The organism is Salinirubrum litoreum, assembly GCF_020567425.1.
In the GTDB taxonomy this organism is placed as follows: domain Archaea; phylum Halobacteriota; class Halobacteria; order Halobacteriales; family Haloferacaceae; genus Salinirubrum; species Salinirubrum litoreum.
Window position 1 is genome coordinate 925,847 of the sequence record NZ_JAJCVJ010000002.1, and the last position, 23,486, is coordinate 949,332.

Annotated in this window: 23 protein-coding genes; 14 read left to right on the plus strand and 9 right to left on the minus strand. The window is 68.0% G+C overall.

The window, feature by feature from the left end:
• Nucleotides 1–309: 309 nt before the first annotated feature.
• On the minus strand, nucleotides 310–795 hold the full coding sequence (locus tag LI337_RS13260; protein ID WP_380700011.1) for a DUF7382 domain-containing protein: 486 nt from the start codon (nucleotides 793–795) through the stop codon (nucleotides 310–312).
• Nucleotides 796–871: 76 nt separating this feature from the next.
• On the opposite strand from LI337_RS13260, the gene LI337_RS13265 reads away from it, so the two are divergent.
• From LI337_RS13265 to LI337_RS13280, 4 genes are all read left to right on the plus strand, one after another.
• Nucleotides 872–2,068: an ATP-binding protein gene (locus LI337_RS13265; RefSeq protein ID WP_227230316.1), complete on the plus strand. Its 1,197-nt coding sequence runs from the start codon at nucleotides 872–874 to the stop codon at nucleotides 2,066–2,068.
• A 21-nt stretch (nucleotides 2,069–2,089) separates the two neighbouring features.
• Nucleotides 2,090–2,431 carry a fluoride efflux transporter FluC gene (locus tag LI337_RS13270; protein ID WP_227230317.1) on the plus strand — a complete coding sequence of 114 codons (342 nt, stop codon included), beginning with the start codon at nucleotides 2,090–2,092 and terminating at the stop codon, nucleotides 2,429–2,431.
• 84 nt (nucleotides 2,432–2,515) lie between these two features.
• Entirely contained in the window at nucleotides 2,516–2,860 is a 345-nt protein-coding gene (locus tag LI337_RS13275) for a fluoride efflux transporter FluC (RefSeq protein ID WP_227230318.1), read from the plus strand.
• Nucleotides 2,861–2,959: 99 nt separating this feature from the next.
• Nucleotides 2,960–5,008, plus strand: coding sequence for a sensor histidine kinase (locus LI337_RS13280; protein ID WP_227230319.1), 2,049 nt, complete (start codon nucleotides 2,960–2,962; stop codon nucleotides 5,006–5,008).
• Nucleotides 5,009–5,098: 90 nt separating this feature from the next.
• On the opposite strand, the gene lysS is transcribed toward LI337_RS13280, so the two are convergent.
• The gene (lysS, locus tag LI337_RS13285) at nucleotides 5,099–6,811 is read right to left on the minus strand and encodes a lysine--tRNA ligase (protein ID WP_227230320.1); all 1,713 of its coding nucleotides are present in this window, start codon (nucleotides 6,809–6,811) and stop codon (nucleotides 5,099–5,101) included.
• On the minus strand, nucleotides 6,808–7,527 hold the full coding sequence (gene pyrH, locus LI337_RS13290; RefSeq protein ID WP_227230321.1) for a UMP kinase: 720 nt from the start codon (nucleotides 7,525–7,527) through the stop codon (nucleotides 6,808–6,810). The genes lysS and pyrH overlap by 4 nt, the downstream gene beginning before the upstream one ends.
• A 133-nt stretch (nucleotides 7,528–7,660) precedes the next feature.
• Here pyrH and LI337_RS13295 point away from each other — a divergent pair, with 133 nt between their 5' ends.
• The 9 genes from LI337_RS13295 (at nucleotide 7,661) to LI337_RS13335 (ending at nucleotide 14,619) form a co-directional block, all read left to right on the plus strand.
• Entirely contained in the window at nucleotides 7,661–8,491 is an 831-nt protein-coding gene (locus tag LI337_RS13295) for a molybdopterin synthase (protein ID WP_227230322.1), read from the plus strand.
• A gap of 333 nt (nucleotides 8,492–8,824) precedes the next feature.
• Nucleotides 8,825–9,082 carry a DUF7123 family protein gene (locus LI337_RS13300; RefSeq protein ID WP_227230323.1) on the plus strand — a complete coding sequence of 86 codons (258 nt, stop codon included), beginning with the start codon at nucleotides 8,825–8,827 and terminating at the stop codon, nucleotides 9,080–9,082.
• Nucleotides 9,083–9,335: 253 nt separating this feature from the next.
• Entirely contained in the window at nucleotides 9,336–10,211 is an 876-nt protein-coding gene (htpX, locus tag LI337_RS13305) for a zinc metalloprotease HtpX (RefSeq protein WP_227230324.1), read from the plus strand.
• A gap of 90 nt (nucleotides 10,212–10,301) precedes the next feature.
• Nucleotides 10,302–10,523, plus strand: coding sequence for a hypothetical protein (locus tag LI337_RS13310; RefSeq protein WP_227230325.1), 222 nt, complete (start codon nucleotides 10,302–10,304; stop codon nucleotides 10,521–10,523).
• A 45-nt stretch (nucleotides 10,524–10,568) separates the two neighbouring features.
• Nucleotides 10,569–11,174, plus strand: coding sequence for a PspA-associated protein PspAB (gene pspAB / locus LI337_RS13315; protein ID WP_227230326.1), 606 nt, complete (start codon nucleotides 10,569–10,571; stop codon nucleotides 11,172–11,174).
• A 158-nt stretch (nucleotides 11,175–11,332) separates the two neighbouring features.
• Nucleotides 11,333–12,364: a DNA repair and recombination protein RadA gene (radA, locus tag LI337_RS13320; protein ID WP_227230327.1), complete on the plus strand. Its 1,032-nt coding sequence runs from the start codon at nucleotides 11,333–11,335 to the stop codon at nucleotides 12,362–12,364.
• A 218-nt stretch (nucleotides 12,365–12,582) separates the two neighbouring features.
• Complete coding sequence (locus tag LI337_RS13325) at nucleotides 12,583–12,819, plus strand: sulfurtransferase TusA family protein (protein WP_227230328.1); 237 nt, start codon at nucleotides 12,583–12,585, stop codon at nucleotides 12,817–12,819.
• A complete protein-coding gene (locus LI337_RS13330) occupies nucleotides 12,816–13,958 on the plus strand; it encodes an NAD(P)/FAD-dependent oxidoreductase (protein WP_227230329.1) in 1,143 nt (380 codons plus the stop codon). The genes LI337_RS13325 and LI337_RS13330 overlap by 4 nt, the downstream gene beginning before the upstream one ends.
• A gap of 31 nt (nucleotides 13,959–13,989) precedes the next feature.
• Nucleotides 13,990–14,619 (plus strand): helical membrane plugin domain-containing protein, encoded by a 630-nt coding sequence (locus LI337_RS13335; RefSeq protein WP_227230330.1) that lies wholly within the window; start codon nucleotides 13,990–13,992, stop codon nucleotides 14,617–14,619.
• A 30-nt stretch (nucleotides 14,620–14,649) separates the two neighbouring features.
• Here the strand turns inward: LI337_RS13335 and LI337_RS13340 are convergent, their stop codons facing one another.
• The 3 genes from LI337_RS13340 to LI337_RS13350 form a co-directional block, all read right to left on the minus strand.
• Nucleotides 14,650–15,069 (minus strand): iron-sulfur cluster assembly scaffold protein, encoded by a 420-nt coding sequence (locus LI337_RS13340; protein ID WP_227230331.1) that lies wholly within the window; start codon nucleotides 15,067–15,069, stop codon nucleotides 14,650–14,652.
• Nucleotides 15,070–15,154: 85 nt separating this feature from the next.
• Complete coding sequence (locus LI337_RS13345; RefSeq protein WP_227230332.1) at nucleotides 15,155–17,233, minus strand: hypothetical protein; 2,079 nt, start codon at nucleotides 17,231–17,233, stop codon at nucleotides 15,155–15,157.
• 101 nt (nucleotides 17,234–17,334) lie between these two features.
• Complete coding sequence (locus LI337_RS13350; RefSeq protein WP_227230333.1) at nucleotides 17,335–17,904, minus strand: mechanosensitive ion channel domain-containing protein; 570 nt, start codon at nucleotides 17,902–17,904, stop codon at nucleotides 17,335–17,337.
• Between the two features lie 138 nt (nucleotides 17,905–18,042).
• On the opposite strand from LI337_RS13350, the gene LI337_RS13355 reads away from it, so the two are divergent.
• On the plus strand, nucleotides 18,043–20,907 hold the full coding sequence (locus tag LI337_RS13355; protein WP_227230334.1) for a G8 domain-containing protein: 2,865 nt from the start codon (nucleotides 18,043–18,045) through the stop codon (nucleotides 20,905–20,907).
• A gap of 41 nt (nucleotides 20,908–20,948) precedes the next feature.
• On the opposite strand, the gene LI337_RS13360 is transcribed toward LI337_RS13355, so the two are convergent.
• The 3 genes from LI337_RS13360 to LI337_RS13370 form a co-directional block, all read right to left on the minus strand.
• Entirely contained in the window at nucleotides 20,949–22,226 is a 1,278-nt protein-coding gene (locus LI337_RS13360; RefSeq protein ID WP_227230335.1) for an aminotransferase class V-fold PLP-dependent enzyme, read from the minus strand.
• A 94-nt stretch (nucleotides 22,227–22,320) separates the two neighbouring features.
• A complete protein-coding gene (locus LI337_RS13365) occupies nucleotides 22,321–22,623 on the minus strand; it encodes a DUF424 domain-containing protein (RefSeq protein ID WP_227230336.1) in 303 nt (100 codons plus the stop codon).
• Nucleotides 22,623–23,381: a tetratricopeptide repeat protein gene (locus LI337_RS13370; protein WP_227230337.1), complete on the minus strand. Its 759-nt coding sequence runs from the start codon at nucleotides 23,379–23,381 to the stop codon at nucleotides 22,623–22,625. The genes LI337_RS13365 and LI337_RS13370 overlap by 1 nt, the downstream gene beginning before the upstream one ends.
• Between the last annotated feature and the right edge of the window lie 105 nt (nucleotides 23,382–23,486).

Below are 23,486 nucleotides of genomic sequence, written 5' to 3' on the forward strand. Positions count from 1 at the left end.
TTATAACACCAACTATCGCGGTCGTCGGTGTCGGACGGGTGTGGATCGGCAGACGCCGGCGTGAACTCGGACGACTCTGTGGGTGAGAACTCGGTCGAATCGGCTGTGGGCCACTCTGTCAAATCGGTCGCCGAGAACGAGGGGTGAACGCCCCCGGTGTCTCGACCACCGGGGAGAACCGAGGTGCGGTGCCCGTGGCTGTCGCGGTCGGTGGTGTTGTCGTCGTTCCCGATCACAGTCGATGGTGCTCTCGCCGTTCCCGCTCCCGGTCCTCGGGGACGATTCTGTAGCACAACCGCTCTCACACGCTCACCCGCGTACCACCAGTACCTTCGTGTTCCCGCGCTCGTCGGCGAACCCACTCCCCGCAGGCGGTTTGATGTCGATCACCAGCGTCCCCTCGTCCTGGTTCGGCCGAAGTTGTGGCGCGACCGAGATCGTCGCGGTCCCGTTCGGGCCGGTCGTCGCGGTCTGTACCCCGTCCAACTCCGCGCTCCCGCCCTTCACGACGACCGTCGCGTCCGCGATCCGGTCCCCCTCCGGACCGACGACCGCGACCTCGATAGACTGGTCGCCCGGCGTCACCACCTCCGGCGAGGGCCGGGCGTCGAGTTCCGTCACCGAGAGCCCCGAGAGTCCCGAGATCATGCTCATCATCACGCTCAGACTGGCGACGCCGACGACCAGCGCGATCACCAACCGAACCGGCAGGCCTTCGATGGCGCGGTCGTCCGCGACGAACGTCTCCGGTCGGAGCCGATCCACGAGCGCCGCGCCGCGTTCGCTGTCGATCACGGGGCGGGGTGGTCCCGGCTTCCGACAAAAACGCTCGCCCGAACGTTGAAGTGCCGGGACGGGACCAGCCCGTGCCATGCACGTCCTCGGCCGACACACGAGCGGCGAACCACACCCCTCCACGCTCCCGACCGGGAGACTCGGCCGGTACCGCGCGACCGACGGGAGCGCCGGCGCGACCGTCGGCGTCGACCTCGACCGCCCACACGCTGGCCTCGTCGTCGGGAAGCGCGGCTACGGGAAGTCCTACACGCTGGGCGTCCTCGCGGAGGCGGCCGCCCGCGCCGAGGGTGTCGCCCCGATCGTCGTCGATCCGATGGGCGTCTTCGCGGGCTTGGCCGACGATCCGACGGGAGGCGACCCCGACTCGATCGGCGACCCGCCGCCGACCGACCCCGCGTCCGTCGATCCGGTCTCCGCCGAGGTCCTGACGCCGGCCGTCGCACCCAGCGCGCTCCCGGCGCGTGCCTGGCCCGCGCTCCTCGGTCTCGCCCGCGACTCCCCGGCCGGGTCGCTCTGCCAGCACGTCGCCGGGCGTGCCCCGCCCGACGCGACCCTCGCCGAGTTGGCCGCCCGTGCTGCGGCCAGCGAGGCGACCCGGTCGGCCAGGCGAACCGTCCGAAACGAACTCCGGCGGGCCGACGACTGGGGCGTCTTCGGCCCCGACGGACTCCGCGCACCCGACCTGCTCTCGGCGTCGGCGACCGTGCTCGACTGCTCGCGGCTCTCCGACCCGGCGCTGAACGCGGTCGTCCGGGCCGTCGCGGTCGGGCTCTATCGCCACTGCGTCCGCGAGTCTCCCGCTCGACTCCCGTGGCTCCTGCTCGACGAGGCCCACGCCTGTTTCGACGGTATCGCCGGGCCAGCACTGGAGACCATCCTCACGCGGGGGCGCGCACCGGGCGTCAGTCTCGTCGCCGCGACACAACGACCGAGCGCGCTGCCGGGGGTGGCCCACTCGCAGGCCGACCTCCTCGTCGCACACCGACTGACCGCCACCCCCGACATCGACGCGCTCGAAGCCGTCAGTCCGACGTACCTCCGGGGGTCGCTCGGCGAGCGACTGCCGACCGAACCGGGCACCGCGCTCGTCGTCGACGACACCACCGAGTCGGTCCACGGCGTCCGGATCAGAGAGCGCACGACGCCGCACCTCGGCGACAGCCCACGGGCGAGTCACCGGCGCGCGACCGTCGAATCCGACGACGACGGCCAGCAGACGCCCGACGCCGGTCGTCACCAGCGGCGTCGCCGAGTCGAAACGACCGAGTAGCCGGCCGCGAACGACCAGACGATGAGACGGCAGGTCGTCGCGGTCGCGCTGGTCGGTTGCGGTGGGTTCGTCGGCGCAGTCCTGCGGTATCTGCTCGCGGTCGGACTGGGCGGGCCGGTCGGGACGCTGGCGGCGAACGTCCTCGGCAGTTTCGCACTCGGCCTCGCGGTGACGTTCGTCGGCGACCGACGCGTTCGGCTGTTCCTCGCCACGGGGCTGCTGTCGTCGTTCACCACCTACAGCACCTTCGCGGTGGAGACCACGCAGTTGGGTGTCGAACTCGGTGCCGTGAACGTCCTCGTCACCTACGCCGTCGGCCTGCTGGCCGCACTGGCGGGCCTCCGAGTGGGAGGACGACGATGACCGACGCGGTGTCGGCTCGACTTCGGGTCGGTGGTCGCCGGTGATCGACGCGGTGTCGGCTCGACTTCGGGTCGGTGGTCGCCGGTGATCGACGCCGCGCTCGTCGGCGCGGGTGGCGTCCTCGGTGCCGTCGCCCGGTATCTCGTCGGCCAGCGACTGTCGGGGCGACGGGCGACCGCGAGCGTCAACGTCCTCGGCAGTGCGCTCCTCGGACTGGTCGTCACGCTCCCGGTCGGTGACTCGGTCCTGCTCGCGGTCGGCACCGGCTTCTGTGGGGCGTTCACGACGTTCTCCTCGTTCGCCGTCGAGGTCGCAGACCTCTCGACGGACGGGGCGGAGCGTGTCGCTGGACAGTACGCCCTGCTGATGCTGGTCGGCGCACTGCTCGGTGTCGGTGTCGGGACGCTCGTCGGGCGAGGCCTCGGGTGAAACCGCTCCGGAGTCGTGGCTTCGGAACGACGCTCGGACACGTCTCGTCGGGCGAGTCGGAACCATCATTGTGGAACCGTGTCTACGACGACGAGAGTGATGCCCGAACGAGACGACACGTCGCCACGGTCGGCCGTGGCACGCGACCGGCGCGAGGAGGTCTTGACGCGGCTCCACGAGGCGACTCGCGATCTGGTGCGGGCGAGCGACCGCGAACGCATCGGGGAGGTCGTCATCGAGACCGCAAACGACGTGCTCGGTCTCGGTATCGCCGTGTTCAGTGTCGTCGATCCGGACGACGAACTGTTGCGTCCCCTGGTCGTGAGCGACGAAGCGGCGGCACGACTACCGGGCGTCCACGACCTCGCGTACGGACCCGGCACGCTCCCGTGGCGCGTCTTCGAGTCGGACGACGCGAACGTCTACGCCGACATCGGAGAGCGTCTGCCGGAGGTCGACGACAGCGTCGGGACGGCCATCCTCGTCTCGCTCGGCGACCACGGCCTGCTCGCGGTCGGGAGCAGTGACGAACGCGACCTGACCACCGCCGACGTGGAGTTCACCCGGTTGCTGGCGGCCAACGCACAGTCCGCGCTGGACCGCACCGAACGCGAGGCGACCTTGCGCGAGGAGCGTGACCGGATCACGGCGCTGTTCCAGAACGCCAGCGACGCGATGGTCGAGATCAGATACGAGACGAGAGACCCGACGATCAGCGCCGTCAACCCCGCGTTCGAGACGGTCTTCGGCTTCGACGCCGAGTCGGTCGTCGGGCGGTCGCTGTACGACGTGCTGGTGCCGGACGGGGATCGCAGTACTGCACGGGAACACGTCGAACTCGCGCGGCGGGGCAGTCGGTTCGAGCGCGAGGTTCGCCGGCAGACCGCCGACGGACCGCGTGACTTCCTCCTGCGGGGCGTCCCGCTGGACGACGAGGGGACGCCGACGGTCGGCTACGCCATCTACACCGACATCACCGAGCGCACCGAACAGACGCGGACACTCGGCCGCCTCCACGAGACGACCCGTGACCTGGTTCGGGCGAGCGACCCGACGGAGATCGCCCGGATCACCGTCTCTGCGGCGCGCGACACGCTCGGCTTCCCGATCAACGCGGTTCGGCTGTACGACGCCGAGTCGAACCGTCTCCGACCGGTCGCCGTCCCCTCGGACACCGTGGAGACGATGGGCGACCGGCCGATTTACGGCCCGGGCGACGGCGTCGTCTGGGAGGCGTTCAGGTCGGGCGAGGTGATCGTCGTCGAGGACGTGTCGGCACTCGACGACGGCGGGAACCACGACGGGGTGGCGAGCGCGATGTACCTCCCGCTCGGCGAGTACGGGACGATCAGCATCGGCTCGACGGAGGCGAACCACTTCGACGACGCCGACGTGCAACTGGCGAAGGTGTTGGCCGCGAACGCCAGTGTCGCGCTGGGGCGCGCCGAACAGGAACGCGAGTTACGCCGTCGGGAGACCGAACTGGCTCGCCAGAACGAGCGACTCGACGAGTTCGCCAGCGTCGTCAGCCACGACCTCCGGAACCCACTGTCGGTCGCGCGCGGCTACCTGGACCTGCTCTCGGGGCATCGGGCCGATTCCGAGGAGTGGGACGACACGGAAGCCGAGTATCTCGACCGCATCCGGACGGCCCACGAGCGGATCGACCGCTTGATCGGCGATCTGTTGACGCTGGCGCGGCAGGGGAAGTCGGTCGGAGAGACCGAGGTCATCTCGCTCGCCGCAGTCGCACACTCGGCGTGGCAGACGGTCGGGACCGCCGAGGCGACGCTGTCGGTCGTCGAAGACACCCGGTTCCGCGCGGACCGGGACCGGCTGTGTGAACTGTTCGAGAACCTCTTTCGGAACGCGATCGGCCACGCCGGGGCGGACGCGAGCGTGACGGTCGAACCCTGCGAGGGCGGCTTCGCCGTCGCCGACGACGGCCCGGGTATCCCCCCGGCGGAGCGCGAGCAGGTCTTCGAGCGCGGCTACACGACGAGCGACCGTGGCACCGGGTTCGGCCTCGCCATCGTCGCCGAGATCGTCGCGGCCCACGGCTGGTCGGTCTCGGTCGAGGCGAGCGAGAGCGGTGGCGCGCAGTTCGTCGTCCGCGGGGTGGAGTCCGTCCCGGCGGTCGACGAGTGAGCGTGTGCCGCCGGGGGCGTGGTAACGGCGGCTATCACTCGGTGACTGTCGAGTTCCGACGTCGGGCGGGATAGCCCCCGAATCGTCCGTTCAGCCCTCGCGCCGCAGTCGCCGAACCACGAACGCGTCGTCCAGTTCGCCGAGGAACTCGCCGAGTCGCGGTCCCTGCGTGTCGTCGAAGAAGAGGCGATAGCCCGCCGCGAAGAAGTCGCTCGTCTCCACGTCGTGTCGCTTCGCGGTCTCGTAGATCTCACCCTGGATCGCGTCGCCGTCGTGGCCCTCGGCCACGAAGTCGGCCAGTTCGTCCAGCGCCGACTCGATCTCCGCGTCGAAGTCGGTGTCGGGCAGATCGGCCTGCAGGCGGTAGTTGTAGGCGTTGTCGTTGCGCTCGGCCCACGTCCGGGCCTTCTCGACGCGCGCCAGTGCTTCCTCGATGGCCCACTCCGGCGTGTCGTCGTCGACGAAGCCCTGACTCCGGGCCATCCGGATCCGGAGGTCCCGGTCGTCTGTCATCCCCAGCACGGCCGCGAAGGTGTACGGCAGGCGAACGCGCTCCTCGCGGACCTCCGCGACCAGCATCGGGTACGCCCGCTCTGCGAGGGGTGCGAGGTCTTCGTCGTCGACTTCGCCGAAGTAGACCTGCTCGAACCGGTCGAACTCGTCGACCAACTGGTCGAGCCGAGAGGTGTCGAAGTCCTTCGCCTTCTTCGGGTTCCGGGCGAAGAAGTATCGTAACACTTCGGGTTCGAGCATCTCCAGCACCTCCGCGACCGTGACGACGTTCCCGGCAGAGGAGGAGAGTGCGTCGCCGTCGAGCGTGAACCACTCGTAGGTCATCGGCACCGGCGGGTCGATGTCCAGAATCTGCCGGGCGATGTCCTCGCCCGAGGGCCACGACCCCTCGGCGTGGTCCTTGCCGAAGGGCTCGAAGTCGACCCCCAGCACTTGCCACTGGGCGGGCCACTCGAAGCGCCACGGAAGCTTCCCCTCCCGGAACGTCGCGGTGCCCGCGTGGCCACAGCCGTCGATCTGCTGGCCGCCGGCCTCCATGCCGACGCACTCGTACTCGACCGTCTCGGCGTCGAGGTCGACGCTCCGGATGCCGGTCGTCAGCTTCCCGCACTCCGAACACTGGGCCATGAACGGGACGTAGTCGTCGTCCACGCCGTCCTGGTACTCGGCGAGCAGGTCGCGGGCCGCGTCCTGCTTCGAGAGGACCGTCGCCACCGCGTCGTCGAACGCACCCTCGGCGTAGAGGTCGGTGTTCGACAGCATCTCGACGTCGACGCCGATCATCTCGGCGCTCTCCGCGAGCAGGTTCGTGAAGTGTGCGCCGTAGGAGTCGACCGTGCCGAAGGGGTCGGGGATGTCGGTGTACGGCTTACCCAGGTTCCGGCCGAGTGCGCCGGCGTCGACCTCACCGAGACCGACGAGGTTCCAGTCGTCGTCCGCGAGCGTCCGCGGCACCTTCCGGAGCGCGTCCTTGTCGTCGCTGGTGAAGACCTGCCGGACCTCGTGGCCGCGCTCGCGCAGTACCTCGGCGACGAAGTAGCCCCGCATGATCTCGTTGAAGTGGCCGAGGTGTGGCACGCCGGACGGGGAGACACCGCCCTTGATGACGACCGGTGCGTCGGGGTCGCGGGTGCCCTCGGCGAGTTGACGCTCGATCCGGGCTTCGATCTCGTCTGCGATCTCGTCCGCCCAGAACGCGTGGCGCGTCTCGCCCGTCTCGGTTGGCTCGGTCGGCTGGCTCGCTTCCTCGTCGGTCGCTTCCCGTGTCGTCTCGGTATCCTCGTCGCTCATCGCTGTGCCCAGTAGCTCGGTGCCTCGCCGCTTCCCTCGGGGACGATGTCGGTCCCGTCGTGGTCGCCCCGGAGGACCGCCCGCTCGATCCGCGCCGGGTCGGTCCCGTCGAGGACGATACTCCGCATCCCGGATCGCTCGATCAGCTTCGCGGCCAGCAGGTCCACCGGCGCTGACGCCCCGGCGTCGCGGCTCATCGGGGCGATCACGTCGACCAGTTCGGAGGCCGACAACTCCTCGAACTTCGTCGCGTCTGGGTCGGTCTTCGGGTCCGCGTCGTAGACGCCGTTCGCGCTCGTGGCGTAGACGAGGAGATCGGCGTTGACGTACTCGGCCAGCGCGGCCGCCACGGCGTCGGTCGTCTGGCCGGGCGTCACTCCGCCCATCACCGCCACGTCGCCCCGGCGGATCGCGTCGCCGGCGTCCTCGTAGTCGTGTGGCGGCGTCGGATCGACGCCGGAGCCCAGTGCGGCGATCAACATCCGGGCGTTGATCCGCGTCACGTCGATACCGATCTGATCCAACTGAACCTCGTTCGCGCCGAGGTCACGCGCCGCACCGATGTACTCACGGGCGACACCACCGCCGCCGACGACCGCGCCGAGGTCACACCCCTCACGCGAGAGTGACTCGATCACGGTCGCGTGGGCCTCGATCCGGTCGGGATCGAGGTCCGGCGCGAGGACGCTCCCGCCGATAGAAATCACGACTCTCATTGCCGACAGGTAGCTTGGACGCCGGCTTAAGGGTTGTCAAGACCGACGGGCGAGAACGCCCTGGCGCTGTGCAGACACGCTCGTTTCCGCCGGTCGAAGCAACACTAATGCCCGTCGGTCCCCGTCGTCCGGTATGCACACACTCGGTATCGTCGGCCCGGGCGCGTCCGACCTCGCGGAGCGACTCGCCGCCCGACTCGACGGGCGTGTCGTCACGGTCGAGTCGTTCCCGAGCGCCGACGCGCCCCTCGGCGCACCCGACACCGACGCCGCGTACGGCCTCGCCGACGACGGGTCGTGGATCGGTGCCGGCGGCGACTGCGACCTCGACACCCTGCTCGACGACCTCGCGCCCGACACCGACTACCTGTTCGCGGCCGGCTTCCCGGACGCCGACCTCCCGACGGTGCGGATCACCGGCGACAGCGAGGAGACGTCGGCGACGTCGGACGGTCCAGCCGAAACGGAGGTCACGGGGTCGCTCGTCGCGGAGGTCTCCGATCCGGCCGACGCCGACCTCGCTGGTCTCGTCGAGACGCTCCACGCGACCGAGCCACACGTCACGCTCGGCTCGTTGGTCGCCGAGGCGAAACGCCACCCCGACGCCGAGCGGTCGGGTGCCATCGCCACCTTCACCGGACGCGTCCGGGCGAAAGACGCCGAGGACGACGACCGGACGACCGCACTGGAGTTCGAGACCTACGAGGGCGTCGCCGACCAGCGCATGGCGACGATCAGCGAGGAACTGGAGAGCCGCGACGGTGTCCACGCCGTGTTGATGCACCACCGGACCGGCTACGTCGCCGACGGCGAGGACATCGTCTTCGTCGTCGTCCTCGCGGGCCACCGCCGGGAGGCGTTCCGCACCGTCGAGGACGGCATCGACCGCCTGAAAGACGAGGTGCCGATCTTCAAGCGCGAGATCACGGTCGACGGCGACTTCTGGGTCCACGACCGCGAGTGAGTCGGCGTCGACGGCGGTGTGACCGCCCGCCGACCCGCGCCGACGGCGCGATCGCCTGACCGTCGAGCCCGCCGAACCGGGACGATCAACTGGCAATTTATGCCCCGAAAGACCGGATTTCACCCGGTGTCGACCCCGTTTCATCCGCCGAATAGAGGGCGGTTTCAACTGAAAGAGACGACTTCTACTGGCTCCGTAAACGATCTAACGGTCTCTGAAAAGGTCGTAAAACGAATCCTTTTCGCCGATTCAGGCTGAAAGCGGCCGAACTCCTCCTAACGTTCCTCCCTTTATAACATCCTCTCGCCCCAGGGATGGAGTGAGGTGACACAGATGAGCGCAACCGCGAACCCCTCCACTGATGCGGACGCTGGATCGAAAGAGGAACGACTGAAGCAGTTCCTCGTCGACAAAGCGCAGAACGGCGAGATGTACTTCAAGAGCAAGTTCATCGCCGAGGAAGTCGGCCTCTCCCCGAAAGAGATCGGCGCGCTGATGGTCAAACTCCGCGACTCCGCGACCGACCTGACCGTCGAGAAGTGGTCGTACACGAGCGCGACCACGTGGCGCATCGAAGCGGCGTCGGCCTGATCCGCGCCCGTAGCCAGTCACTGGCCCGCCCGGTCCCCCGTCGGTCCCCGCCGGTTCCCGTACTGCCTTCCGAACTACTCGGTCTCTCGCACCCTGCGAACAGACCGGTCTCACCCCGACCGAGACACCCTCACAAACCCCCTTCGTTTCGACTGGAGACCGATTGTTTTTCCGCGCGTGAGTGAATTCTGGCGTGTGAACACCCACCACGCTGTGGCGACAGCGTTTATGAGTTCCAGCGAGTAGAGAGGGTATGGATTGGAAACCGGACTGGGGACTCCGTGGTCGGATGGCGATCACGATGTTCCTGTTGTTCGCTCTCTACATCGTCTTCGTCGGTGCGATGGTGCGGTTCACCAGCTACGGTGGCATCGTCCTCCCGATGATGGCGATCTTCCTGTTCGCGCAGTTCTTCTTCAGCGACAAACTCGCACTCTACAGCATGGGTGCGAAGGAGGTCAGCGAGGAGGAGTACCCGGAGCTCCACGCGATGGTCGGCCGGCTCTCACAACAGGCCGACCTGCCGAAACCGAAAGTCGCGGTCGCCGACAGTCGCGTCCCGAACGCCTTCGCCACCGGTCGGAGCCAGAAGAGTTCGGCCGTCTGTGTGACGACCGGCCTGCTCCGGACGCTCGACAGAGACGAGTTGGAGGGTGTGATCGCCCACGAACTCGCCCACGTGAAGAACCGCGACGTGGCCGTGATGACGATCGCGTCGTTCCTCTCGACGATCGCGTTCATGATCGTCCGGTGGGGCTGGCTGTTCGGCGGCGGGCGGAACCGCAACGGTGGCGGCGGCGTCATCGTCGCCATCGGCGTCTCGCTGGTGGTCTGGGTCGTCTCGTTCCTGCTGATCCGGGCGCTCTCGCGGTACCGCGAGTACGCGGCCGACCGCGGCGGGGCGACGATCACGGGCAAGCCATCGGCGCTGGCCTCCGCGTTGCTGACCATCGACGGGCGGATGGACAAGGTGCCCAAAGAGGACATGCGCGAGCAGGCGGAGATGAACGCCTTCTTCGTCATCCCGATCCGGTCGGGGTTCATCGGCAAGATCGCCAGCACGCACCCCTCCACGGAGAAACGCGTCGAGCGACTCCGCGAACTGGAGCGGGAGATGGAGTCCGCCTGAGATCGGTCCGATCGCCGACACTTTCATTCAGTCGGTCGCCGGTCGAACGCTGCCGAGGGTTTTTGTCGGATCAGTAACGTGTGGTACACGATGTCTGCCGAAGGAAGTCTGTGGACGCTCAGCGGACTGGTGCTCGCGGCCTCGGGCATCCTCGCCGTCGGCATCCTCTGGTACGCCGGGACCGTCGTCCCCGCACTCGGGACCCTCCAGGCGACGGCACCACGTTGGGCGCGGCTCGTCGTCCTCGCCGTGGGGGCGGGACTGGTGCTCGCGGGACTGGTGACCGCGACGCGCACCGGCCCGAAGGGGTGAGCCGACGGTCGCATCTTCTAAGAGTGCCCGCCTCCTCTGCTCTGTATGGGCATCTTCGACTCGCTGAAGTCGATCCTCGGGACCCGCGCCGAGTCCGACGCGACCCGGAAGGCCGACCCCGAGGACCTCTTCGGCATGAGCACCGCCTACATCACGATGGAGGCCGACCTCGGCTACACCTCCGTCGGGCAGGCGGCGCTCTGTTTCTCGTCGGTGGACAGCACGGACTTCGAGACGACGGTCGAGAACGTCGAGGCCATCCTCGAGGCCGGATCGGAGGAGACCGGCACACACTTCGAGACGTACGAGGACAGTCACGGCTACCACTGGGTGATCCTCGAGGACGACGACCCGGAAGACCTCGTGACGAGCATCCACTTCGCCAGCGACGAGTTCATCGAACAGGGGTACGGGTCGCGCCTCCTGGCCGCCGTCTTCGGGTTCCAGAAGAACGGCCAGCGCGCCTACTGGCTCTACTCGTTCCGCCGAGGAGCCTACTACCCCTTCGCGCCGAAACGCGGCCGCGAACGCGACAAACAGGTCGAGTTCAAACTGGAGTCGATGTTCGACGGCGAACTGGAGATCGAGAAAGAGAAGGAGTACTGGTACCCGCTCTGGTCCGACAGCGACGGCGGCCACCCCTGGGAGTGACCCCGGACCGACCGCCCGACAGGTCGTCCGACGAGCCGCGCTTTCCTATCTAAACGCTACGATGTCCAGCCGATCACACACCTCGCAGTCACGCGATTATACTTTCACTACGCTGTTAACGAGGGTTTATGTGGCATCCGGCGTAAGCACGGAGTACGATGGCAGAAGACGACCTCGAAAGTCTGCCGGGCGTCGGCCCGGCGACCGCCGACAAACTCAGCGACGCAGGGTTCGAGAGCTACCAGTCGATCGCCGTGGCGAGTCCCGCCGAACTGTCGAACACCGCCGACATCGGCAACAGCACGGCCGCCGACATCATCAACGCGGCCCGCGAGGCGGCCGACATCGGCGGCTTCGAGAGCGGGACGGCCGTCCTCGAACGACGCCAGCAGATCGGCAAACTCAGTTGGCTGATCGACGAGGTCGACGACCTGCTGGGCGGCGGCATCGAGACCCAGTCGATCACCGAGGTGTACGGCGAGTTCGGGGCCGGCAAGTCGCAGGTCACCCACCAGATGGCCGTCAACGTCCAACTGCCGGCGGAGTACGGCGGACTTGAGGGTTCCTGTATCTTCGTCGACTCCGAGGACACCTTCCGACCGGAGCGCATCGACGACATGGTCCGCGGCCTGGACGACGAGACGATTCAGGCGACGATGGACCACCGTGGCATCGAGGGCTCGCCCGGCGACGAGGACGCGATGGAGGAACTCCTCGCCGACTTCCTCGACAAGATCCACGTGGCGAAGGCGTTCAACTCCAACCACCAGATCCTGCTCGCCGAGAAGGCGAAGGAACTCGCACAGGAACACGAAGACACCGACTGGCCGGTCCGTCTGCTCTGTGTCGACTCGCTCACGGCCCACTTCCGCGCGGAGTACGTCGGCCGTGGCGAACTCGCGGAACGCCAGCAGAAACTCAACAAGCACCTCCACGACCTGATGCGCATCGGCGACCTCTACAACACCGCCGTCCTCGTGACGAACCAGGTCGCCTCGAACCCCGACTCCTACTTCGGCGACCCGACCCAGCCCATCGGTGGGAACATCCTCGGCCACACCTCGACCTTCCGGATGTACCTCCGTAAGTCGAAGGGCGACAAGCGGATCGTCCGCCTCGTGGACGCGCCGAACCTCGCCGACGGCGAGGCCGTGATGCGCGTGCAGGACGGCGGCCTGAAGCCCGAGTAGACACGGACGCGCGCCGTTCTCTCCGTCTCTCCTCTCCCCGTCTCTCCTCTCCCCGTCTCTCCTCTCCCCGTCTCTCCTCTCCCCGTCCCTCCTCTCTCCGTCCCTCAGTGTTCACCTCGCTCGCCGCCGTGAGTGGCGTCGGCCCTCGTTTCTCAGTATCTTGGAAGTATAGTACAATACTACCCCCGTTCCGCCCCAAGAAGAGGTGTGACCAGATCATGAACGACTACGAACCGGACATGACGGTGGATTCGCGTGGCTCCGGCTGCCCCGGTCCGATGATGGACTTGATCGGGAAGATCAAGACAGCCGACCCCGGCGCGGTCGTCAGGCTCCTCACGACGGAGCGTGGCTCGACGACGGACGTACCGGAGTGGCTGGAGAAGGCCGGCCACGAACTCCTCGACGTCGAACAGGTGGACGACTACTGGCAGATCGACGTGAGGAAGTCATGACACAGCAGATCGCAGTCGTCGGTGGTGGGACCGGCGGGACCGTGGTGGCGAACAAACTCGCCGAGAAGCTCGGTCCCGAGATCGACGCGGGCGAGGTCGCGGTGACCCTGCTCAACGACGGGCCCGACCACGTCTACAAACCGGTCTGGCTCTACGTCGCGTTCGGCCAGCGCGAACCGGCCGACGCCCGGCGGCCGCTTCGGGACCTGCTGGACGACCGCGTGACGCTCGTCTCGAACCGCGTCCGCACGGTCGACACCGACGGGAAGCGACTCCGACTCGAAGACGGACCGGGGATGGACTACGACTACCTCGTGCTGGCGACGGGCGCGACGCTCGCGCCGGAGGAGGTACCGGGTCTCGTCGAGGGTACCCACCACTTCTACGGCGAGGCGGGGGCGACCGCACTCCGGGACGAACTCGCCGACTTCACCGAGGGGCACCTCGTCCTCAGCGTCGTCGGGACGCCCCACATGTGTCCCGCCGCGCCGGTCGAGTTCGTCCTGATGGCGGACGACTGGTTCCGCGAGCGTGGGGTACGCGACGACGTGGAGATCACGTACACCTACCCCATCGGCCGGACACACGGCAAGGAGTCGGTCGCGGAGTGGGCCGACCCGCGCTTCGCGGAGCGTGACATCGGCGTCGAGACGTTCTTCAACGCCGAGGCGGTCGACCCAGACGCGAAGACGATCACGTCGATGGAGGGGACGACCCTCGACTACGACCTCCTCGTGGCCATCCCGCCGCACCGCGGCGACGAGATGATCCGGGAGTCGGGACTCGGCGATCAGGGGTGGGTCGACGTGGACCGCCACACCCTCGAAGCGACCGCCGCCGAGGGCGTCTACGCGATCGGGGACACCGCCGACCTCTCCATCCCGAAGGCCGGGAGCGTCGCCCACTACGAGGCCGGCGTCGTCGCCGACCGACTCGCCAGCCAGGTGCGGGGGCAGGTCCCGACGGCGACCTACGACGGGAAGACGATGTGCTTCCTCGAGGCCGGCATGGACGAGGCGACGTTCATCTCGTTCGACTACCAGCACGAACCGGTGCTCAGAGACGAGTCGCGCCCGGTCCACTGGGCGAAACTGGCGTACAACGAGTCCTACTGGCTCACCGCGCGGGGGTTGCTATGAGTCACGTCGTCGACAGCCCGGAGGTGCGAGCATGAGTGACTCGCCGCCACAGCAGTCGACGATCGACGCCGAGCAACTCGAGGCCGCCATCGCCGAGAACCCGGAGGCGGTCGCCGCGTTCGTCGACAGACTCGACGCGGTGAACGACCTGCTTGACGTCCTCGCACTCGGGACCGAGGCGCTGGACGACGAGATGGTCGCGGAACTGTCGGGCACGGGCGCGACACTGGCGGAGTCTGCCGACGGCCTCGCGACCGAGGAGACGGTCAGACTCGCCGAAGCGGTCGGACGCAACGGCGACGACCTGACCGAGGCGCTGGAGACGGTGGTCGAACTCCAGCGGACCGGCACACTGGACGAACTCGTCGCCCTCGCCGACACCGTCTCGCTGGCGACCCACGCGCTGGACGACGAGATGGTCGTCTCGCTGGCCCGCACCGGCGCGTCGCTCGGCGAGGTAGCCGACGTGGCGAGCGACGACGACACCGCGCGGGGCCTCCGGACGCTCCTGGGTGCGGTCGGCGACGCGACCCGCGACGGAGAGGTCGAACCGCTCGGTCCGTTCGGACTCCTCCGCTCGCTGTGGACCGCCGACGTTCGCGTCGGCCTCGGCTACGCCGTCGCGGTCCTGAGAAACCTGGGTCGGCGACTGCGGCCGTGAGTCGGCGGCGGAGAGCCGTCTGGCGGCCGATCAGTCTTCGGTCGTCGTCTCGTCGATCTCGATCTCGCCACGGTGGATCTTCGCGCCGTCCTGTGCGACCTTCTCTGCGAGGACGGCACACTTGATCCGCATCGGACTGATGTCGACCCCGAGCAGGTCGATCACGTCGTCTCTGTCCATCGCCTCCAGTTCCGAGAGCGTCGTGCCGGGCAACTGCTCGGTGAGGAGACTCGCGGCGGCCTGCGAGATGGCACAGCCGTCACCCGAGAAGGCGGCGTAGTCGATGGTGTCGCCGTCGTCTTCGAGTCGCACGTCCATCCGGATCGTGTCCCCACAGGAGGGGTTCTCCCCGACGTGCGAGAAGTCGGCGTCGTCCAGTTCGCCGTAGTTCCGGGGGTTCTTGTAGTGATCCAGAATCTGCTGTCGATACATGTCCGAACCCATGCCCATAGTTGTCTGCCGGTAGGCGAGTGCGGGTGAAAAGGGTTCCGGGGACGGAGGCGTCAGACCGTCGTGACGGCCGAGAGACGGCCCGTTACAGATCAGGGAAGTCGTCAGGCCAGTGGAACTCGCCGTCGAACGCGACGGGGTCGGACATACTTTCGAGAAAGGGAGTGACCTCGTCCGGCGAGAGAGTCCAGGACGTCACCTCACCGGACGCGATGTGATGCTCGGATGCCCCCATCTCGGAGAAGTTTACTACACTGCCGATGTCGAACGCATTCGCTGGATGCTGTACGTGGGCCAGTTCGTACTGCTCGCCGGTTCGGTCGAGCACACCGGCGACGTTCGCCCCACCCTTCGTCTGACAGACCGAGTACCGAGGTGCGCCGACGACGGTGTACTTGTCTGTCGGGAGCGATACGTGATCGAGCAGTGAGAGCGTCGCTTCGAGCGAATACCCCTGGTTCAGGAACCGGGCCGCTTGCCGACCGAAACTGGTCGCTCGGTGGTTGAACACCTTCTGCAGTGTGACGATGCCGCCCTTCGCGCCCGCGTCGACGAGCGCTCGCCCCTGGTCGTACGAACGGCAGGCGTTCAGCAGAAACGCCTCGACACCGGTGTACTCCAGGCTGGCCGCGTCGAGGTGACCGTCGGGACACTGGAACCCGTCGTCGTCGATATGGCCGACGTAGTGAAAGAAGTCGATATCCCGCTCGAGTAGCTCGCGGAGCTCGGCAATCGACGTGCAGTAGTGCGTCGAGACGTCGAAGTCGACGACATCGCGCAGGCCGTAGATACCGTCCCGAGTCTCGTCGAGCATCTCTCGGTCGGTGCACACGACGGCAACCGAGATTACGTCGTTCGTCGCGGTGTCTCCGGTCGCGATCTCCCGAACTCGCTCCAACCGTGGCTTCATCGCTCCGGCCTGTACCCCTTCACCGATCCACATCTGTGCGAGTGCCTCCGATGTGGCGCTCTCAACGTCGGAGTTCGTGGACGATTCGGTCGCCATCTCTTCCGACCCTCCGCGCACTGGGACTTCCCTGACGAAGTCTGTCAGTTCCGGCGGCGGTGACGGAAGTGAACTCGGCTCGAGGTGCTCAGCGACGTGAACTGACGACAGCCAGTACGCGATGAACGGAAGGTACCCGAGGTGCTCCGGATTCGGCGTGATCGTCGACCGAACCGGCCACTGTGGAACGTGTGGCTCGACGAGGTGGTACGGGACGTCGTCGTACGCGGCGACGCGCTGTGACAGGGGCGCATCGTACATCGACTCGAGGTCGAAGGGGAGCGACTCCTCGAGTGCAGTTCGCGCTTCGAGTTCCATCTGATACAACCCCTCCGTCCGGACGATACAATCGAGGAGGAAGGATTGTTGCAGGAGCCGGTCGATCCGTTCCTCGACGCTCAGACGATCTGTCGAGAGCGGCAGGGACTCCCCATCAGCGACGACACGTGGTTCTGTCCCGCACTCGACGGTCGCACCGAAGTAGAACGCGAGCGGTGCGACCCGGTAGAGAGACGCGAGATCCGGCGGCACCTCGACGACGACCCCCGAATCCGGCGGCGAGACGACATCGGGGACCGACAGCTCGGCCCCGACCTCAACCAGCGGCGGGTGACCCCGGAGCGTCGGAAACGACCGCTCCGGGGAGAGCGTCTTCAGTGCCGACCCGAACGTCGAGACCGCCCGTGCCACGTCGTGTGGGTCGTCTGTTGTCTGGACCGTGCCAGCGGGTTGTTCGTGACACGTCCGTGCACCGATCTCGACCTCCCGTCTCTCTCCGAACTGGAATCGCATTCGGTTGTCGTCCTCGGGAACCGTCATCGGTCCGGAGACGCGGAGGTACACCTTCGGAGTGACACTCATGACCTGTAGTTCGTGTCGTCCCGCCTCCAGTTGGCCTCCGTCTTCTCGCCACACTTGCGTCTCTGATCCCTCGTCGAGCGACCTCGCGTACACGACGACCCCCTGCGGCGCGACCAGTTCCTCAGCTTCGATGCTTACTGCTTCATCGACCGGAAACCGGAACTCGTCGGGAGGAACGGGTCGAGGCTCCACGGAGCGGTCCGTGCGTATCTCGAATCGCGCGTCGTCCACCCGGTCGTGGACGAGGACGCCACGGTGCTCGTCGAGTGTCGTGATCGAGACCAACTCGTCGCTCACAAATTCGGCCCCCCAGTAGCCGCCGGGCTTCGTCTCGGCGACCGACCCTGCGCAGGCTGAGACCCCATCACTCGGAAGTACCGACTACCGCTAATTAGCTCTTACCCGTCGGACGGCGTCTCCCCGTCGGTCTCCAGTGTCCACTTCTTCTCCACGTCCCGATTCGCCAGTATCACCGTGTCGCCGTCCTCGCGGTCGATGCGGCTCTTCCGCAGTTCGATACTCCGCACGGTCCCCGTCACGCCGTCGGCGGTGACGGTGTCGCCGGGGTTGAAGTCCGGGTCGCGCAGGAGGTAGACGCCGGCGACGGTGTCGGCGATCATGTTCGACAGGGCGTAGGAGATACCCAGCGCGATGAAGCCGGTGGCGGTGCCGAGACTCGCCGCGATGTCGCCCATGCCGACGATCTTCAGCAGCGCGAGGATCGCCGCGAACCAGAGGAAGACGCTGACGACGGTCGTCCCGAGACTGACGATGAGGTCCTGTTCTTCGGGGTAGACCGCGTCGAGCGCCCCCCGGACGACCCGGAGCGCGAGGCGGATGCCGACGTACGCCAGCGTGAGAAAGACCAGTCCCATCAGGAGCTTCGGGACGGCGTCGAGGAGGTTCTGCTGGAACGTCGTGAGCGTCTCGGTCACGAGGCGCACGAGGAAGTCGACAGGTGTCGCCATGGAAGCAGGCCCGGGGCCAGGCGATAAAACAGTTCGGTCGCCGACAACCCGACTCGTGGCAGCCGAGTGAAATTCCACCGTGGCGGCCGGCGGATTTATCAGTCGCTCTCGAAACTATCCGGTAACCGAGCAGTACGTATGCGTGATAACGATGGCGACGACGGCGACAGCGACGCCGGCGACGGCCGGTGGCCCAGTGTGACGAGCAGGCGCGCCTTCCTCGCGGGCGTCGGCGTCGGGGCCGGTGGCGTCGGACTGGCGACGACCCACGAGCGACTCGCGGGACTCCTCGGGAGCGAGACGGGGGCGACGGCTCACGGCGTAGACGGTCACGGCGGGGGCCACGCCGACGCCGACGCGATTCGGGCGCTGGTGCCGGACGAGGCGGTGACTCACCGGGCGACCGGCGGTGACTGGACCGACGCGGCGACGTGGACCGAGGCCCGACCGACCGACGAGGCGCGTGTCCTCATTCCGGCGGAGACGACCGTCACACTGGACGACACGCTCGACGCCGCCGTGCACACCGTCCGCGTCGACGGCACGCTCCGCGTCGACCCGGCGGCGACCACGCGCCTCGCGGTCGACACGCTGGTCGTCACCGACGGCGGCCGCCTCGAACTCGGGACGGCCGACGACCCGGTCGGGCCCGACGGGAACGCGACAATCGAGTTCCGCGACCGCGGGGCCATCGACGAGGACTGGGATCCCGAACGAATCAGCAGAGGGCTGCTCGCGCTCGGCGGCGCGACGGTCAGACTGGCGGGCGCGGAGACGACCGCCTTCGCCGAGACCGCGGTCGCACCCACGGCCGGCGACGAGACGCTCGAACTCGACTCGGCACCGAGCGGGTGGGAGGCGGGCGACCGCCTCGTCCTCGCGGGGAGCCACCCCGACCGGAACGAAGACGAGGAACTCCGGGTTTCGGGGGTCTCGGGGACCACGGTCCGACTGGACCGGCCGCTGGAGTACGACCACGTCCCGCCGCGCGAGTCGTTCTCGGCGTACGTCCTGCACCGGGACCGGCACGTCACGCTCCGGTCGGCATCCGACCGGACGAAGCGACGCGGGCACGTCATGTTCATGACCGACGACGTGGCCCTGCGCCACGCCGCCTTCGCCGCCCTCGGCCGGACCGACAAGTCGCGCCCGTTCACCGACCCGGCGAACGGCGTCCCGCCGCAGGACGCCGAGCCGAACCCGCAGGCCCGCTACGCCTGCCACTTCCACCGGACCGGCACCGGCGTCGACGCCGAGCCACGGCAGGTCGTCGGCTGTCACGTCGACGGCAGTCCGGGGTGGGGCTACGTCAACCACGGCAGCTACGTCCGGTTCGCGCACAACACCGCCTATCGGGTGTTCGGCGCGGCGTTCGTCGCCGAGAACGGTGCGGAGGCGGGCACCTTCCACCACAACTTCGCGCTCCGGTCCCACGGCTCCGGGAACGTCCCGGACGGCCGGCAGTTCAAAGAAGACCGGGAGGGGGCCATCGACGACTTCGGCCACGGCGGCTACGGCTTCTGGTTCCAGGGGCCGGACCTCACCGTCACCGACAACGTCGCGGCCGGCCACCGCCACCACGGCTTCGTCTACTGGAACCGCGCGAAACCCGACCGCGAGGTCCCGGCCGAGGTACTCCGGAGCCTCGTCGGGAAAGTGCCGAACCTCCCGGTCGACCGACTCGACGGCCAACCCGAACTCGCGCGGTCGGACCGCGTCGAGGACGGGATGGTGCCGTCGAGTTTCGTCCGCATCCGGGCGTTCGCGGGCAACACCGTCTTCGCCTCGGGCGGTGGCCTCGACGTCTCCCGCCACCAGTTCGGCTACGCCCACGACCGCGTGGACGCCTACAGCGTCGTCGAGGACTTCACCGCCTTCGACGTCGGCGGCCACCGGAGCCAGTGGGACCGCCGGCGACCGCCGAACGACCGCGGGGCACAGGGCGGCACGAACGGCATCTCGGTTCGCTACAGCGCGAACGTCGTCGTCCGGAACCCGACGCTGGTCGCGGGCCGGGGTGACCACCGCGGCGTCGGCATCAACCGGAACCACGCGCCGAGCAACGTCCACGTGGAGAACCCCGACGTCGAGGGCTGGTTCGTCGGGATTCGCGCCCCGCCGCGCGGCACCGCACCGATATCTGGCGGTCGTCTCGACAACCACGTCGACGTGCAGGTGATCGGCGGGACGACCGACCGCCGATGGTCGCCGAAACAGCAGGTCGCGGTCGACGGCGTGGACTTCGGCGACGGCGGCCGGGCGGAGCTGTTCCTCTCGACCGCACTCGACGACGACCTCTACGGCCTGTTCACGCCGGAGGGACACGTCCGCCGCGACGGGACCGACCTCGCCTTCGCCGCGCAGGCGCCCGACGTCGTGCCGTACCCGACGAAACAGGACCTCCCCGAGACCGGCGACGACCCGCTCGCGGACCTCGCGGACGTCCCGCCCGACCGACTCGTCGGGAAGTCGAACGCCGCCCTCACCGACCAGTACGGCCTCGCCGTCGAGGGGTCTGTCGGTCCCGCCGTCGACGCGGACCGCCCCGCTGGCGTCTCGGTCGGCACCGTCGCGGACGACTCGCCGGCAACGCCGGACGGTGCGGGCCCCATCGAGTACGTGGGGTCGGCGGTCGGGTCGCTGTTCGAGGTCGGCAGCCTCGAACAGGGTGCACGACTGACCGTCTACGGCGACGCGACGGTCCAGACGGTGCCGGGGCGGTACGCCGGTCTGCCCTACGTGCGACTGGAGGGCGAGGACGGCGACGTGGACCGGAAGTCGTGGCTCCGTCTCGGCCTCTCGGGCGCGAGCGAGGTGTTCGTGGCGAGCGAGACCGAGGAGACGCCGGGGTGGCTCTCGGCGTGGGACGACACCGGCGACAGCCTCGGGACGAGTGCGGGGACGAAGCGCGTCTTCCGGCGGTCGCTGGACGCCGGTCACCACTGGCTGTCCGGCGTGCCGACGAGCGACGACCTGCCGACGGTGTTCGTCCGGGAACGGTAGCGTCGGTCGCAGAAGCGAGCAGTGAGCGTGTGATCGCGAACTCAGCCGAACAACTGGCGGGCGTCGTCCACCGCGTCGACGAGGGCGTCGATCTCCTCGAACGTGTTGTAGACGTAGAACGACGCGCGAGCAGACGCCGGGACGCCCATCTTCTGGTGGAGCGGTTGCGTACAGTGGTCGCCGGCGCGGATGGCGACCGCGTGGTCGTTCAGGATGCTGGAGAGGTCGTGTGCGTGGACGCTCCCGACGTTGAACGCGACCAGTCCGCCGCGCTCGTCGCCCGGCGGGCCGTATATCTCCACGTCGTCGAACTCCGTCAGACGGTCGTAGGCGTACTCCGCCAGCAGGCTCTCGTGGCGTTCGACCCGGTCCATGCCGATGTCGTCGAGGTAGTCGATGGCGGCGTGGAGGCCGACCGCCTCGGCGATGTTCGGCGTCCCGGCCTCGAACTTCCACGGGAGGTCCTCCCACGTCGAGTCGTCGTAGGTCACCTTGCGGATCATGTCGCCGCCGTAGAGGTACGGCTCCATCTCCTCCAGAATCGCCTCCTTCCCGTACAGCACGCCGATGCCGGTCGGGCCACAGAGCTTGTGGCCGGAGAAGGCGTAGAAGTCGGCGTCGATGGCCTGCACGTCGACGGGGCGGGTCGGCACGGCCTGTGCGCCGTCGACGAAGATCAGCGAGTCGTGGTCGTGCGCGAGGTCGGCGAGGTCGGCGACCGGGTTGATCGTCCCGAGGGTGTTCGAGACGTGGACGACGCTGACCATCGCGGTGTCGTCGTCGATCAGTTCGGCCGCGTGGTCCATGTCGAGGGAGCCGTCGTCGTCGACCCGGACGAAGCGCACGTCCGCGCCGGTCTTCTTCCCGAGTTGCTGCCAGGTGACCAGCGAGGCGTGGTGTTCCATCTCGGTGAGGACGACGTTGTCCTCGGGACCGAGTTCGTTCAGGCCCCACGCGTAAGCGACGAGGTTCATCGCCTCGGTGGTGTTCTTCGTGAAGACGATCTCCTCGCGACCCGACGCACCGATGAACTCCGCGACGCGGTCGTGAGCGGTCTCGTAGGCCACCGACGCCTCCTGGCTCAACTGGTGGATGCCGCGGTGGACGTTCGCGTTGTACGAGTAGTAGTAGTCGCTCATCGCCTCGACGACCTGCCGCGGGGTCTGGCTCGTCGCCGCGTTGTCCAGATACACCAGTGGCTCGGTGTCGTCGTCGGTCTGTCCCGGTGTCTCCACGTCGCCGCCGACCAGTCGGTCGAGGATGGGGAAGTCCTCGCGGATGGCGGCCACGTCGATCGGGTACGATTCCTGCGCTTCCATTAGGCGCGCCTAAGAACTGGAAGGGTAACACGTCTTCGGTCCCGAGAAGCGGCGGTCGGCGCGATTCCGCCGTCTGTCGGGGGGTCCGCCGGGTCTACCGCATCCACAGCAGTTGCGCGTGGAGCGTCTCGCCGACCTCCAGCACACGGGTTTCGTCGACGATGCCGGCCTCGATGGCGACCCCGACCGACTCCTCGCCGACGAGGTTGGCGACCGTCGCCCGCGTCAGGCTCTCGACCACCGCCTCGGGATCGGCCTCCTCGGCCTCCTCGCCGCCGTAGAACTCCTCGGTGACGGTGATCGACACGTCGCCGTTCGCGTACGTCTCGCCGAGGCAGTCGGTGTCCGCGACCGACACCAGCAGGCCCTCGGGGGTCTCACGTTCACGCAGGAGCATCAGTTGCCGTACTCCTCGACGAGTCGCTGTTCGGCGTCCTCGCGCAGTTCGTCGGCCTGTTCCTGCACTTCCTCGGCTTCCTCGTACTCGCCGAGTTCCTCGAGTGCGCGAGCCTTCTCCTCTAACAGCCCGGCGTTTCGCATCCCGAGACGGAGCGCGTTGTCGAAGGCGTTCACGGCGTCCTCTGCGAGGCCGCGTTCGAGCAGGAAGAAGCCCCGGTTGTACCACGCCTGCGGGAAGCGGGGGTCGATCTCGACGGCGCGTTCGGCGTGTTCCAGTGCCTCCTCGCTCTCGCCGAACTCCCACAGCGCGTACGCGAGGTTCGTCTCGGCGCTGGCGGCGTGTTCGGAGTCGTCGTCGATCCGGAGTGCTTCGCGGTACGCGCCGATGGCCTCGTCGTACTCCTCCAGTTCGGCGTGCGCGACGCCCTTGTTCACCCACGCCTCCTGTTCGTCCAGGGAGTTGTCCTCGGCGAACCGGGCGGCGCGCTCGAAGGTGACGGTCGCGTCCTCGAACCGGTTGATCTGCATGTACGACAGGCCGACCTCCATCAGGTCCTCCGTGTCGACCTCGTCGCTCCCGACGTTGCGCTGGTCGAGCATGTCGGTGATGGCCCGCGAGTCGACCGGATCGACCTTCGTCGGGTCGACCTTCAGTTCGGGCGGATCGAGCGTAAAGTCCTCGTACTCCTCCGAGAACCCCTGTCCCTCGGAGAAACGGTGGTCACGGTCTCGGTCTCGGTCGCGCTCGTCGCTCATACTCCGGTCTTGACCGGGAGCGTGGTTAAGCCCTGCGTCCTCGGGACAGCGTGTCGCCGCACCCGTGTCGGCCGGTCGTCGGCGTCTCGGATCGCTTGCCCTCGA